9 protein-coding genes are annotated in these 16,056 nt (G+C 42.9%); 5 read left to right on the forward strand and 4 right to left on the reverse strand.

Features of this window, described 5'->3' with window-relative positions:
- Both GD630_RS11045 and GD630_RS11050 read right to left on the reverse strand, forming a co-directional pair.
- Positions 1-1,005: a gliding motility protein GldB-related protein gene (locus GD630_RS11045; RefSeq protein ID WP_143865545.1), complete on the reverse strand. Its 1,005-nt coding sequence runs from the start codon at positions 1,003-1,005 to the stop codon at positions 1-3.
- 6 nt (positions 1,006-1,011) lie between these two features.
- Positions 1,012-1,869 carry an enoyl-ACP reductase FabI gene (locus GD630_RS11050; protein ID WP_007749728.1) on the reverse strand — a complete coding sequence of 286 codons (858 nt, stop codon included), beginning with the start codon at positions 1,867-1,869 and terminating at the stop codon, positions 1,012-1,014.
- A gap of 235 nt (positions 1,870-2,104) precedes the next feature.
- Between GD630_RS11050 and GD630_RS11055 the strand changes: the two genes are divergently transcribed.
- From GD630_RS11055 to GD630_RS11075, 5 genes are all read left to right on the forward strand, one after another.
- Positions 2,105-3,745: a glycoside hydrolase family 28 protein gene (locus tag GD630_RS11055; protein ID WP_143865547.1), complete on the forward strand. Its 1,641-nt coding sequence runs from the start codon at positions 2,105-2,107 to the stop codon at positions 3,743-3,745.
- A 325-nt stretch (positions 3,746-4,070) separates the two neighbouring features.
- Positions 4,071-8,411: a hybrid sensor histidine kinase/response regulator transcription factor gene (locus tag GD630_RS11060; protein ID WP_143865549.1), complete on the forward strand. Its 4,341-nt coding sequence runs from the start codon at positions 4,071-4,073 to the stop codon at positions 8,409-8,411.
- Between the two features lie 94 nt (positions 8,412-8,505).
- On the forward strand, positions 8,506-11,097 hold the full coding sequence (xyl3A, locus tag GD630_RS11065; RefSeq protein ID WP_143865550.1) for a xylan 1,4-beta-xylosidase: 2,592 nt from the start codon (positions 8,506-8,508) through the stop codon (positions 11,095-11,097).
- A 262-nt stretch (positions 11,098-11,359) separates the two neighbouring features.
- On the forward strand, positions 11,360-11,566 hold the full coding sequence (locus tag GD630_RS11070; RefSeq protein WP_143865552.1) for a hypothetical protein: 207 nt from the start codon (positions 11,360-11,362) through the stop codon (positions 11,564-11,566).
- On the forward strand, positions 11,563-11,964 hold the full coding sequence (locus GD630_RS11075) for a putative toxin-antitoxin system toxin component, PIN family (RefSeq protein ID WP_143865554.1): 402 nt from the start codon (positions 11,563-11,565) through the stop codon (positions 11,962-11,964). Before GD630_RS11070 ends, GD630_RS11075 begins: the two co-directional genes overlap by 4 nt.
- A gap of 56 nt (positions 11,965-12,020) precedes the next feature.
- Here GD630_RS11075 and GD630_RS11080 read toward each other — a convergent pair whose 3' ends face one another.
- Together GD630_RS11080 and GD630_RS11085 are read right to left on the reverse strand one after the other, a co-directional pair.
- The gene (locus GD630_RS11080) at positions 12,021-13,595 is read right to left on the reverse strand and encodes a glycoside hydrolase family 28 protein (protein WP_143865556.1); all 1,575 of its coding nucleotides are present in this window, start codon (positions 13,593-13,595) and stop codon (positions 12,021-12,023) included.
- A 25-nt stretch (positions 13,596-13,620) separates the two neighbouring features.
- A complete protein-coding gene (locus GD630_RS11085; protein ID WP_143865557.1) occupies positions 13,621-16,032 on the reverse strand; it encodes a pectinesterase family protein in 2,412 nt (803 codons plus the stop codon).
- Positions 16,033-16,056 lie beyond the last annotated feature (24 nt).

Genomic DNA, 16,056 nt, shown 5'->3' on the forward strand with positions numbered 1-16,056 from the left:
TCAAGAAGCCAGATAGTTGGATTCACTCAGCATTGTATGATAGTCGGTAAACTCTAAAAGATCTTTCAGCTTCATATCTTTATGCTTTTTCATATACGAAGCAACAATCCTCGCACCGACCCATGTTCCTATCAATGCCGGAGCCTGGCAACCCAACATCTCAACAGCCGGAGCCGGTTTCATATAATAACGGAATACCATCGGATCACGGGCATGAAGATGATCGTTGGAACAGATATAATCCCAGATAGCCTTTTCATTCTCCCTGCACCAGTCGTTTTCCTCTTTCGAATACCCCATCGCCTCGCCTATATTATCATAATCCAGCAAGTTCTGCACAACATAATTAATCTTTCCTGAGTGTATCATCAAGTCAATAAGGCACGTTCCCTCATGATAATCCATATCATAACGGCTCAGAAGATAAAACGAAAAACAATCCGGCACAATACGTTCCGGGCGCATGGAGCGACACTGGTAATCGTAATAGAAACGCTTATACAAAGGATAATCTTCTCCCATGTACTTATCCAGACTGATACCCAACAGAGAATCTACCAGAACGATAGACTCGTTGAACGCCGAGATTTGCGAGTAGACAAGCGGAACCTCCGTATTGGGAACCTCCTTCTTCAACTTCCGGAACCCCTTAGTAAGCCCCTCCTCTACTGCATCCAAATTGGGAAACTGAGTTTCCACATCATTCATCAGACGAACCAGCGTCGTATCTGAATAGAATTTTTGCAGGCGTTGCGAAATCGTATCATCTTTCACCGTGCCGATAGCCAGCACATCCTCAATCAGTATCTTTGTCGGCATACGGTAATCCATCGTCAACTTCTGCATAGCAGAAAAGCTGTTGGAGCGAACATATTCGCTCAACAGCTTATCATATCTCAGAACAGAAATCTCTCCTTCTTTCTGCTCCGTACCTTTTCCTGTGCTTATCCCACAGGAGGCGAGAAGCATACTTATTATAATAAGAAGAGAAATCCGTAATTTCATAATTTATTATCCGTAAATGATATTACCATTTTCGTCCTTGTACTCATCGAGCCCCTTCTCGTATGTAGCCATAGCACGGAGACTCATACCTACGCTGGAGAATCCACCGTCATGGAACAAGTTCTGCATAGTCACCTTACGGGTAAGATCGGAGAACATCACGATACAATAATCGGCACATTCGTCAGCAGTCGCATTTCCCAGCGGAGACATACGGTTGGCAAAGTCGAACAGCTTATCCATACCCTTCACTCCCGAACCTGCAGTAGTGAATGTAGGCGACTGAGAGATCGTATTCACACGCACACTATGTTCGCGTCCGTAGATATAACCGAAACTGCGGGCGATAGATTCCAACAGCGCTTTTGCATCCGCCATATCGTTGTAGCCGTAGAAAGTACGCTGTGCAGCAACATAACTCAATGCAACGATTGAGCCGTAATCGGCAATAGCGTTCAGTTTCTTGGCCGACTGAATCATTTTGTGGAATGAAACGGCCGAAATATCCAATGTCTTATCCAACATTCCATAGTCAAGGTCATCGTAAGTACGTTTCTTGCGTACGTTGGGAGACATACCGATAGAGTGGAGCACAAAATCTATTTGTCCGCCCAGTATATCCATCGAGGTCTTGAATACATTCGACAAATCCTCCACACTGGTCGCATCTGCCGGAACGATCTGGCAATTCAGTTTTTCCGCCAAAGCATTGACTTCTCCCATACGGATAGCCATCGGAGTATTTGATAATGTAATAGTTGCACCTTCTTCTACAGCACGTTCAGCCACTTTCCAAGCAATAGACTGATCATTCAGCGCGCCGAAGATAATACCTCTTTTTCCTTTCAACAAGTTGTAACTCATATCTTTTAATAGTTAAATTTTGTGCAAAGATAGGATATTTCTGCATAAAAACACGAGAAGTGTGCAAATAATAGACACAAATGACAAAAAATACACGTATTCTATCAATTAGTCCACATTCCCTTGAACTTTCACTCCTATCTTTGCAATCGTTAATTACGAGTTCTTGCAGTGCTCGACAGAATGCCAAGAAAAACAATAAAATGTATAACCCTATAGAAAATTAGATTACTAAATGAACACATTGACAAAAAAATTCCTCTGGATGGCTATATGTTGTTTGCCGTTTATTTCAGGATGCAAACAAAGTGAGTGTGCCGTAGAAGAGAACTTGATAAGTGATGCTCTTTACCGGAATTTACCTTTCGAAATGCCTAAAGTACAACAACCGGCTTTTCCTGCTTATGAAGTGAACATTGAAAAATTCGGAGCCAAAGGAGACGGTTTGTTCCTAAACACGAAAGCGATCAACGATGCTATCAAAGACGTAAACCAACATGGAGGGGGAAAAGTGATTATCCCGGAAGGTATCTGGCTGACAGGACCTATCGAACTGCTAAGTAACGTCAATCTTTATACGGAAAGAAACGCGCTGGTACTCTTCACCGGTGACTTTGAAGCATACCCCATTATCGCCACTTCTTTTGAAGGGTTGGAAACCCGCCGTTGCCAATCTCCTATCTCAGCCCGCAATGCGGAAAATATCGCTATCACAGGATACGGTACATTCGACGGAAACGGTGACTGCTGGCGGCCGGTCAAGAAAGGAAAGCTGACCGCACCACAGTGGAAAAAGCTGGTCAATTCAGGCGGTGTACTCGACGAGAAACAGGAAATATGGTATCCTACACCCGGTTCACTGAAAGGAGCAATGGCTTGCAAAGATTTCAATGTGCCCGAAGGTATCAATACGGATGAGGAGTGGAATGAAATCCGCCCTTGGTTACGTCCTGTACTATTAAGCATTATCAAAAGCAAAAAAATACTGCTCGAAGGAGTCACCTTCAAGAATTCACCGAGCTGGTGTCTGCATCCGCTGTCTTGCGAAGACTTTACAGTGAACAACATCATGGTCATCAATCCCTGGTATTCACAGAATGGTGATGCAATCGACTTGGAATCTTGTAAGAATGCACTGATTATCAACAGTGTGTTTGATGCGGGAGATGACGCAATCTGTATCAAGTCCGGCAAGGATGAAGACGGTCGCCGTCGCGGAGAACCTTGTCAGAATGTGATTGTGAAAAACAACACTGTATTGCACGGACACGGCGGATTCGTGGTAGGTAGCGAAATGTCCGGTGGCGTGAAGAATATCTATGTGGAAGATTGTACTTTTATGGGAACTGACGTAGGTCTGCGCTTCAAAAGTACACGTGGACGTGGCGGTGTGGTAGAAAACATCTACATTAACAACATCAACATGATCAATATACCGAACGAACCGCTGCTCTTCGACCTGTTTTACGGTGGAAAGGGAGCTGGTGAGGAATCGGAAGAAGACCTGTTGAACCGCATGAAAACCGCTATTCCGCCGGTTACAGAAGAAACTCCCGCATTCCGCAACATCCACATTTCAAATATTGTGTGCAGAGGTTCGGGAAGGGCTATGTTCTTCAACGGATTACCTGAAATGCCGATCAGCAATGTCACTGTTAAGGATGTCGTGATAACAGAAGCAACGGACGGAATCGTCATCAACCAGGTAGACGGGGTGACTTTGGAAAATGTATATGTAGAATCTTCCAAAGGCAACAATATATTAAACGTTAAGAACGCCAAGAATCTGACGATAGACGGAAAGGTTTATGAGGAATCGGCGAAAGAGAAGAAGTTCACCACAGAGGACGCAGAGGACACAGAGGTACAAATCTGAATAAATGGATTTTATATTATTAAACCGAATCCTCTGTGACCTCTGTGTCCTCTGTGGTGCAAAAAAAGAAAACCACAATATCATTATATAGAGTAAAAGCTCAAATAGCAGACTATTTTATCTTCCAAAGATAGACAGTCTGCTATTTTTTCAACTACTTTTGCAGAGAGAAATACGACGTATAACTCCTACCTATCGCATAGAAACACCATCATCAAAGAGGAAAAAATAAGCAAAAACGAGTATTATTCGTTCAAACCACTTATCAAACTTTCTATTCTACATTGTTTTGTTTATTTTTGCTATAAACATAAAAACAGCTACTATGAAACGGCTCCACACTTTATTTCTTTTTCTAACAATGGCTAACATTATAATGGCTCAGCCTATTTGCCAGGTTAAACATTTTTCGGTAAGCGACGGTCTTGCTCAAGGAGTGGTTATGAGCATATTGCAAGATCAGAAAGGGCTTGTTTGGTTTAGTACATGGAACGGGCTTAACAAATTTGACGGATACACGTTTAAGACCTATAAAACTTCCCAAGAGAGCAATTATGCGTTCGGAAGTAATCGCATGGGGACTATTTCAGAAAGTAAATACGGAGATATATGGTGCCCCACCTACGATGGACAAGCCTGTCTTTTCGATGTGGAAACCGAGAAGTTCATTGATGTACTCCAACCTATTGAACTTGCCACAAAACAAACTAATTATGTTACACGTATTTATTCATTAAAGAAGGGAATTGCCTGGATTCTTTGTGAAAACGGATATGCATTCAGAGTAGACGAACAACTATGTAAAAAAGGAGAAGGCATTACACTTTATTCAGCTTCCAACCACAACCTGAAAGGAAATCAAATATTTAATATTTATCAAGACTCTGAAGAAGATGAATGGATATTGACAGACAAAGGTGTTTCCATCATTGGAAAGAAAACACTGGATACTGACTTTCCTTTCCAGTTTATCACTCAAATAAAAAAAGCCATCTATCTGATTGCAGAGAACGACAAGTTAGCCAGATATGACTTCCACACTAAAAAACTGAAATTCGTAGATATTCCCTATCCGCATCATAAAATAAACAATGTCACTACCATAGGAAAAGATATGCTGGCATTGGGAACGGATAATGGGCTGATTTTGTATTCTATCCCAAAGAACAGTTTTCAGCAAATAGACATCCGTACAGCTACCCAAACTTCCAACGATGTAGAATCTGTCTATCAAGACCACTTGGGAGATATCTGGATTTTTTCAAAAGATCCGGGCATTGTACATCTTAACCTCGTGAGCAATGAAAAAGAGCATCTGTTCACTCCCAAAGATGAGATTATCAAGCATGGGCGTAAAAGTCGCAAACTTATCTTTGAAGACAATGTGAAAAACCTATGGTTACTTCCTACAGAAGGAAACTTTTGCTACTATGACCGGAAAGAAAAGACTCTCAAACCGCTTCTTACGGATATCAACAACCCAAAATCCATTTTCAGTCCGTTAGTCAGGTCTTATACATTGGATAATCAGGGAAACTGTTGGTTTGCAACAGCACGTGGCGTAGAGAAACTATGCTTCTTTCCACAAAGCTATCAATTTAACCTGACTGACTACGAGGCGGAAACACGTGCATTCCTGCAGGACAGCGACAAACGTTTATGGGCAGCTTCCAAATCTAATTATATCCAAATATTTGCACCGGATGGCAGTTTGGTGGGATACCTATCCAAACAAGGAAATATCACCAAAGAAAAACAAGGATTCTTCAATGGAGTATATACCATTCTGGAAGATAAAGATGGAAATATCTGGTTGGGGACAAAAGATATCGGCCTCTTCCAACTTAAAAAGACAGGAGCGAATCACTACTCCATTCAACACTTTGAACACCATCCAAATGACCCGTATAGTTTAAGCAGTAATAGTATCTATACAATCTTTCGGGACAGTCGTAATCATATCTGGGTAGGATGTTATGGAGGCGGATTAAATTTGCTGACACAGGATAAAGATGGGAAAACATCATTTATTCATAGCAATAATGAATTAAGAAACTATCCCATAGCTCACGGAATGAAAGTGCGTAATATTGCAGAAGCTCCGGGAGGAGTTATTTTAGTAGGAACAACTAACGGATTACTTACATTCTCAAACAACTTCGAACGCCTGGAAGAGATTAAATTCTACCGGAATATCCGCAGACCGGGAGACAAAAAAAGTCTCAGTGCTAACGATATCATGCATATCTATACGGACAAGAATAAAACCACTTATGTTGTCAGCTTTACCGGAGGCGTAAACAAAGTGCTATCTTCCAATCTACTTAGTGAGAATATCCAGTTCAAGAACTATGACAAAAATAATGGTCTGGCTTCCGATCTTGTGTTATCAATGATTGAAGATGCACAGAATCGGCTATGGGTAGTTTCGGAGATTGCACTCTCTAAACTCGATCCTGCCAAAGAAACATTTGAAAACTATGAATTAAGTTCCATCTATCAGGAATTCAATTTTTCCGAAGCTCTGCCTATCATCAATGCCCGCAACCAAATTGTGTTAGGAACCGATAAAGGCTTTCTGGAAGTTTCTCCGGAAAAGATGCGGAAAAGTAGCTATGTTCCTTCTATCGTGTTTACAGGACTCAAGATTCAAGGACATCCGGCCGATCATTCCATTGACAATCTCACAAAATTGAAACTAGAGCCATCGCAAAGGAATGTAACCTTCCAGTTTGCCGCACTTGATTATGTCAATCCAAAAGGGATTTTATATGCCTATCGCCTGAAAGGACTAGAAGAAGAATGGAATGAAGCAGATAATAACCGTTCCGCTAGCTACATCAACTTACCTGCAGGCAAATATCAGTTGCAGATAAAGTCAACAAACAGTGACGGGGTTTGGGTGGACAATGTACGGACTCTATCTATACATGTACTCCCCACCTTTTGGGAAACCTACTGGGCATGGCTGCTCTATTTTATTCTATTCATACTCTTCACGGCAAGTATCGTATATGTATTATTTTACATCTACCGGTTACGCCATAGAGTGGATATGGAACAACAATTAGCTAATATAAAACTGCGATTCTTTACTGACATATCTCATGAGTTACGTACTCCGCTGACTCTAATCAGTAGCCCTGTGACAGAGGTATTAGAGAATGAGCCTCTTTCCCCTTCTGCCCGTGAGCACTTGACTTTAGTACATCAGAATACAGAGCGTATGCTCCGGCTGATGAATCAGATTCTGGATTTCCGTAAGATTCAGAATCAGAAAATGAAACTATTGATTGAAAAGATTGATTTGATCCCACTTTTACAAAAGGTGATGAGTAGTTTCAAACTGATAGCCGAAGAAAAGAACATAAACTATCAGCTGACTTCTACAATCCAGTCGGTATACAGCTGGGTAGACAGAGACAAATTTGAAAAGATATTCTTCAACCTGCTTTCCAATGCATTCAAATATACACCTGCCGACAAATCGATCACAGTCAACATCACAACGAAAGAGAATACGGTAGAGATAGAAGTAGCAGACGAAGGAATCGGAATTGCAGTAGAAAAGCAGCATTCCTTATTCCAACGTTTCGAGTCATTGGTAAAACAGAATATTCTGCAACCATCTTCCGGCATAGGATTATCTTTGGTGAAAGAAATGGTGGAAATGCATCATGGTACTATCACAGTAAACAGCCAACCCGGAGCGGGCAGCCGTTTCACAGTTAGCTTACCTTTGCAACGGAACGTTTTCGAAGAAGATGTACAGGTCGAATTCATTCTGAACGACAGCCAGACTTCAACACCCCATCCCGTCGATAGTATGAAAGCCCCGGAAGAGGTAGAGGAAAAAGAATACATCGAAAGTCATTCGGAAAGTTTCTCCATATTGGTGGTAGAAGATAATGACGAATTAAAGGCTTTCCTGAAAAACATTCTATCTGAGAACTATACGGTAATCACAGCTTCCAATGGTGAAGAGGGATTGCAACATGCCGTTGACGATCTGCCCGATCTTATTATCAGCGATGTCATGATGCCGGTGATGGATGGTCTGGAGATGATCAGACAAATCAAAGAGAACAACAATATTTGCCATATCCCTATCATCGTATTATCAGCCAAAGCCTCTCTGGACGACCGCATCGCCGGATTGGAACAAGGCATTGACGATTATATCACCAAACCTTTCAGTGCTACTTATCTAAAGACCCGTGTAGCCTCCTTGTTACGACAACGCAAAGCATTACAGGAGCTCTATATGAATAGACTGATGGAAGGAAAGAATACCTCTTCTCCCGATCCTCTGACTCCTTCACAACCACAGATTACCCCATACGACGAACAGTTTATGGAGAAAGTTATGGCATATATGGAAGAACAAATGGACAATGCCGAACTGACTATTGATGAGTTTGCAGAACAGCTAATGCTTAGTCGTACGATCTTCTACCGGAAATTAAAATCAATCGTCGGACTGACACCAGTTGACTTTATACGGGAAATACGCATCAAACGTGCCGTACAACTGATCGACAGTAATGAATATAATTTCTCCCAAGTAGCATACATGACCGGATTCAACGATCCGAAGTATTTCAGTAAATGTTTCAAGAAAGTGATAGGAATTACGCCATCGGAATATAAAGAGAGGAAAAGATAAAGAAATCCTCCTTTTCTACCGGATATTCCCCACAAAAAGATTGAAAAGCGCGTACTATTGCAGTCTCAAATCTAAAAACCAAAAAAACTAGAAAATGAAAAAGCAATGGATCATTGCCTGTCTTATCGGAATTCAAGGGGTAAATGTACAGGCACAACAACCCAGCAAGTATCCCTATCAGGACACGAAGCTGACTGTGGAACAACGGGCGGATGATTTACTTCAACGCCTCACATTAGAAGAAAAAGTGGCGTTGATGCAAAACAACTCACCGGCTATTCCCCGGCTTGGCATTAAGCCGTATGAATGGTGGAACGAAGCTCTTCATGGCGTTGCCCGCGCCGGACTGGCTACTGTCTTTCCGCAAGCCATAGGTATGGCCGCTTCTTTCAACGACGAACTATTATACGAAGTCTTTGATGCCGTATCCGACGAAGCACGCGCCAAGAACCGCCAATTCAATGAAAAAGGACAATATAAACGTTATCAGGGACTGACCATGTGGACTCCCAACGTCAATATTTTCCGCGACCCCCGCTGGGGACGTGGACAGGAAACATACGGCGAAGATCCTTATTTAAGCGGACGTATGGGAATGGCGGCAGTCAGAGGTCTGCAAGGACCGGAAGATGCCGAATATGACAAACTTCATGCCTGCGCCAAACACTTTGCCGTACACTCGGGTCCCGAATGGAACCGTCACAGCTTCAACGCAGAGAACATTGCCCCCAGAGACTTATGGGAAACCTACCTTCCTGCTTTCAAGGAACTGGTACAAAAAGCAGGAGTTAAAGAAGTGATGTGCGCTTACAACCGTTTCGAAGGCGATCCCTGCTGCGGTAGCAACCGCCTGTTAACCCAGATTCTCCGCAATGACTGGGGATTCAAAGGAATCGTAGTCACCGACTGCGGAGCAATCGGAGACTTCTTCCAACGCAAGAAACATGGAACACATCCCGATGCAGCCCATGCCTCTGCCGACGCTGTTTTAAGCGGAACAGATCTCGAATGTGGCGGTAACTTCAAAAGCATCACCGATGCTGTGAAAAAAGGCCTGATTTCGGAAGAGAAAATCAATGCATCAGTCAAAAGACTACTGAAAGCCCGCTTTGAACTGGGAGAAATGAATCCGACTCATCCCTGGAGTAACATTCCATTTTCTGTTATCGACTGTCTCAAACACAAAGAACTGGCACTGAAAATGGCACATGAAAGTCTGGTATTACTCCAAAACAATAACAACATCCTTCCATTAAACCGTCAGATGAAAGTCGCAGTCATCGGCCCCAACGCCAACGACTCGGTAATGCAATGGGGTAACTACAACGGCTTCCCTTCACATACCGTTACTCTACTGGAAGGAATACGCGCCAAACTACCTGACGCACAAATCATCTACGAACCTGTATGCGGATATACAAACGACACCACCCTGCACAGCCTATTCAATCAGTGCAGCATCGGCGGAGAAGCCGGATTCAACGCCACCTACTGGAATAACCGCGAATATAAAGGCAAAATTGCCGCAACCGACCGTCTGACCACTCCTTTCCATTTCAGTGCAGAAGGTTCTACCGTATTTGCTCCCGGTGTAGGATTGAAAAACTTCACCGCCATCTATCGTTCCACTTTCCGCCCAACAGATTCCGGTGCCGCCACTTTCCGCGTGATGACTAACGGAGGAGTTACTTTATTCCTCAACGGCAAGCAAATAGCAGAAGCCACCAACATCAAGAATCATACCAATCTGTATTCTTTCAACTACGAAGCAGGAAAGAGTTACGACATCGAGTTGCGTTTTATTCAGGTTAAAGATAACCCTGCACTGAACTTCGACTTGGCAAAACAAACTCCAATGGATGCCCGTGAAATCCTGAACAAGTTGCAAAGCGCAGATGTAGTTATCTTTGCCGGAGGCATCTCCCCCCTATTGGAAGGAGAATCCATGCGGGTATCCGACCCCGGATTCAAAGGCGGCGACCGTACAGAAATCGAATTGCCCGCCATCCAGCGCGAAGTTCTTGCTCTTCTAAAGAAGAATGGAAAGAAAACAGTATTCGTCAACTTCTCCGGTTCGGCAATGGCCATCGTGCCTGAAACGCAGAATTGCGACGCTATCCTGCAAGCATGGTATCCCGGACAGGCAGGTGGAACAGCCGTTGCCGATGTTCTTTTCGGAGATTACAATCCTGCCGGACGTCTGCCTATCACTTTCTATAAAAGCATGCAACAATTACCGGATTATGAAGATTATTCGATGAAAGGACGTACCTACCGTTTCATGACAGAAACACCTCTTTATCCATTCGGCTACGGTTTAAGTTATACCCGTTTTTCTTATGGAAAAGCTACCCTGAACCAATCGAAGCTGACCAAAGGCGAAAAAGCAATCCTTACTATCCCGGTAAGTAACGTCGGACAGAGAGACGGTGAAGAAGTGGTTCAGGTATACATCTGCCGTCCTGACGACAAAGAAGGTCCGCAAAAAACTCTTCGTGGTTTCCAACGGGTTAACATTGCTAAAGGTAAGACACAGAACGTCCAAATAGAGCTTCCGTACGATTCTTTCGAATGGTTTGATGCAGCGACCAATACCATACGTCCTTTAAACGGAACATATAAGATACTTTACGGAAACAGTTCTGATGCGAACAACTTACAGTCTATCAACATTCAAATTCAATAAATTATCAGATATATAAATCATTCACTTTAACAGGGATTGGAGATAACAAAGTTATTCCAATCCCTGTTTCTACTTGTTGTATCATTACATTTATAGATTAGTCTCTGATAAAAGGAACTTTGGGAGTAAGGGAAAGGAAGTTTTCTATTAAATAATCTATTATCTTTCGCAGAAGCGTCATAAAGATATGATAAATGATTGGATAAGCTGAGGAACTTTCTTATCTTTGTATTCGTTAGATATATAATAAAGGAAAATAGTTATGGATACAGCAATGAATCAAAGTGTTTTTTTAAGTATACCGAAATCCGACGTGAAGTTCTTCAAAGAGCTTGCAAAAAAAATGGGTTGGAATATTGATATAAGAGAAGATTTCCTAAAAGATTATATAGCCTCTCGTCCCAAAAAAGTTAATCTTTCAGAGGAAGAAATTCTTGCAGAATTAAATGCCATAAGATACGGAGAATGAAAATAATCATAGACACAAACCTATGGATCTCATTCATGTTAGGACGTAAGCTTACAACTATGCGCTCATTACTTACATATCCTACATTGGAAATATATGTATGCCGTGAGTTGTTAGATGAATTCTACGATGTTTCTTCACGGGAGAAAATACAAAAATATATTCATCCTGAGGATTTAGATGACACACTCAAACTTATCCATTTATATGGAAAATACGTCGTCATTAGGACTCAAAGTAAATCAGAGATTAGAGATAAAAAAGACCTTTATCTACTCTCTCTAGCAGATACTATCAAAGCAAACTATATTGTTACCGGTGACAAAGATCTATTAGTATTAGAGAAACATAATCATACAAAGATTGTAACTATAACAGAATTCATGAAATTATTATAATTACGGGGGATCTTAAGTATCACACTTAAAATCCCCCGTAATTATCCGACTAGTTATTAGTTCCTGGTCAGCAACCGTTTCTCTGAAATCGTTCCCAGATCTTTTCCGTTAATGGTGATATCCGTCGTATTTTCGATCTGTATCATAGATTGGTCAGGAGTGTCAATTTCAACATTCTCGATGTTGAGCTTTGCCACTTTATTCACTACAATCCCCTCTTTAGCACCAGTAACCACCATATTCTTGATGGAAATATTCTCAATCGGCATTTCGGGAAGTCCGTTCAGATACGCCGCCCGTCCTGCTCCCCTGCAAAACACATCCGAGATATAGATGTTCCTGAAAGCAGGAGTCTCTTCACTCACACTCGGAATCGGTTCACCGGGAGCACTTTTGGCCGCATAATATAAATCGGCAATCAAAGCATCATTAGGAACATCAATCATATTTATATTATTGATATAAATATTCTCCACAACGCCACCACGTCCACGGGCACTTTTAAACCGCAACCCGACATCCGTACCGATAAAAGAACATTCGGACACATATACATTCTTCACTCCTCCGGACATCTCACTACCAATTACGAATCCGCCATGACCATGCAATACGGTATTGTTTCTCACAATCACATTCTCACAAGGTTCACCTCTGCGACGGCCATCTTCGTCTTTACCAGACTTCAGACAAATCGCATCATCTCCCGCATCAAAGAAACAGTTGGCAATCAACACATTCTTGCATGATTCCACATCGAGCGCGTCTCCGTTCTGCGAATACCAGGGATTGAACACCTTTACATCATTCAATATCAAAGATTCGCACGAAAGCGGATGAAGACACCAGCTCGGAGAGTTTTTGAAAGTCACGCCTTCCAGAAGCACCTTTTTACTCTTCACAATACTTAGCAGTACAGGACGCAGCCAACTTTTCATCTCCTCCCATTCTTCACTCGTAATTTCAGCCTGTTGATCCCCCTGGCCAGACATGAGAACGGATGCCTTCAATGCCCCTTCATTGGGATACCACACCTTGCCGTTCTCATCCACATTACCACCGGAGTTCACCAGATTCTTCCACTGTCTGTCCGTCATTTTATCCTTCTTCACGGGACGCCATCTGTCTCCCGCTCCATCAAAAACGCCATAACCAGTAATAGCTATGTTTTCTGCATTCATTGCCGAGATAGGCGACTGGCAGCGCCGTGTATCCAGTCCTTCAAATGAAGTCGTAATAATCGGATACAACGAGGTGTCACCGCTAAACACAATCAAAGCATTCTTTTCTGCATGCAAATTGACGTTACTTTGCAAAACAATGGGGCCTGTGAGCCACAAACCTTCCGGAATGATTACTTTACCCCCTCCTTTGTCGTGCACTGCTTTGATAGCCTTATTAATAGCCTCCGTGTTCAGCGTCACCCCATCGCTTTTTGCTCCGAAATCACAGATATTTACCTGATAATCGGGAAAAACGGGACGCTCTATGGTGGGCATGGAGAAAGGAAGGTCTGCATACATCGCCTTCAAATCTGTCTCCACATCCACCTGCTTGGCAGTACCCTGACAAGCACAAAATAGTCCTATGATGACCGGTACCAGGCCAGTCATTCGATTCAATCTATTCATCGTATCTTTTTACCTAAACATTTTATTATTTGAACCAAGCCGCATCGGTATAACCATCCCAACTCATGATGGTTTCGCGCGTACCGAAGTATTGATCGTATTGTTCCTTACTAAGTTGCAGCACTGTATTGCGCACCGTTGCCGGAATGGATTGATAAATATCAGAACCCGATTCAGTCTTGCAGTTGTAAAGTTTGCAGCCGGTGGCAACAGTAGGTACAGCCGGTGTCAGCGGTTTATTCTCGTCTACAAAGTTAGGACCGTACACATCCGCAAACGTACAGTTTAAGAAGGTCAGGTTATCCGGTTCAAACTGATAAATCAAAGTGGAGTTAGTAACGCTTTCGCCTACCGTGAAACGGCTGTTCAAGAATACATAACCTAAGTAACCCGCCCTGACGCGTGCTTGCATTACAGCACGTGTACCGCTAGGTGCATGGATCTGACAATCTTCAAACAGTACCACCTTACCCGATCCCCAGATAAAGTCGGTAGCTCCGGCTATGAAACAATCTTTGAACCAGTTGTAACCTCCACCGGGAAGCAAAGTATCCTGGAAACTCAAGACACGGCAATTGATAAAAGCAGCCGATTTGTTGTTAATATAAAGTGCCTCGGCTTGGCCATTCTTACCCAGTGTCCAGCCATACGCATTCTCTATCGTCACATTTTCAAAACGGATTTTATCACTGTTACCATCGAGTATCACCACCGAACGACCTCCGGAAGAAGGTACAATAGTACCAGTAGGGGCAAACTGATCGATATTGGTTCCGCCGCCTATACCACCGTTAATATCATTGCTGTTATCATATTGAATATTGACAGCCGTATTATCACTGGCATTTCCTTTTACGGTGATATTGCTTTGATCGCGCAAGTAGATAATCTCCTGATAGATACCGTCATCCATCCGGAAAGTCTTGGCAGCATTCAAATCGACATGAGCCGCACAGAAATCAATAGCACCTTGCAAAGTATAAAAGTCAGCATTAGGGTCGGTGTGACTAATCTTCACCTCATAGTTCGGTCCGGCCAATGCCGGTGCCGGCTTCGTTTTGAATGTCCATGCACGGCCGTATACTCCCTTAAAGTCCGTTTGTTTCACAGCTGCCTGTTCGATGGTTACATAATATTCGGTGTCGGGCTGCAAACGCTGTTGATGAGGCTTGATGATGAAACTGTTACCTTCCACCCGTGCCGGATAATAATTGACGATACGACGACTGACGGAAGAGCCGGTGGGCGTAACGCCGATAATATCCATCCACGTATTCAATTGGGTCTGGCCGTCTACAATAGATTGTCTGCGCTCTGCCATATTGATTTCGTCTACCTGTTTATGATCGCTCATACGATAGATACGGATGCAGCCACTCGTGCCAAGTTCGGGTGCAGTGCCTTCAAAGGCTATTTTCAGTTCGGTATCTGCAAGTGCTTGCTGCGTGCCGTCGGCAGGTGTGAAAGCATATCCTGCTACAGGAGTCTTATCTCCATCGGCCGTACCGTCTTCACTGCTTCCGTCTTCCCAGGGAGCTGATGAGTTTCCGCCTTCCACATTTTCAAGACGTCCCATCTCTACAAAGCCGCTGTCGTCTATGTAGAGTGCAAAGGTATAGCTATAACCTTTGTGGAATTGCGGCAAAGCAATGTCCAAATTGGTAAATATCCACTCTTTCTCTCTATCGTCCAATACGAAAGACACTTTATAGCTGTCTGTCAATGCCGAAGGAAGAATGATAGCTTCGTAGAATTCTGTTGTAGCATTGTGATAAGGGTTGATTGTAGCAACAGAGCTTTCATCAACTGTCAGTACATCTGTTTGTATATTGAATGAAGCGGCAGTTTGCATCCCCTCAATCCGTACATCACTTACTTCCAACGGTTCTTTTTCCATATTCACAAACTTCAGAATCACTTTTGCCAGACGATGGGTAAAGTTTAATGAGATATGGGGTTCGTTCTCTGGAGAGTAGGTGTATTCCTCTTTCGTGGCAGCATATAGTAAGTCGCACGCCGTACTTCCTCTTTCTTGAGCGGCCAGTTGCACGGGATAATTAAAATTACGTACATCGGCATTATACGGATAGTATGCCACAAACTTCACCGGTGTTCCATCATTTTGCACTTTCAGCGGTGTAGTGGAAGTGAAAGAAACCGACGCACCCTCTTCCGAGCAGACATAAGGTACATTCGCTGCTTCTGTGGCAGGTTCAAGAGTCTTCATATCCAGCACGTATGTTCCGATCTTATCTCCGTCATTCCATGACGATCCGTCTTGGGTGACACGGGTTGAGAAACCTGTGAGGTCTACACCGAAGGTAACCTCTCCCGCAGTAGTAGGTTGTTTTGTGCCTGTATCTTGCTCATCATCCGAACAAGAGAGGCAAAACAAACCACCTAACAAGGGATATAATAATGAATGAAATAATTTCATAACTGTAATGTTTAATCAGTATTA

This window comes from Bacteroides zhangwenhongii, assembly GCF_009193325.2.
Classification (GTDB): domain Bacteria; phylum Bacteroidota; class Bacteroidia; order Bacteroidales; family Bacteroidaceae; genus Bacteroides; species Bacteroides zhangwenhongii.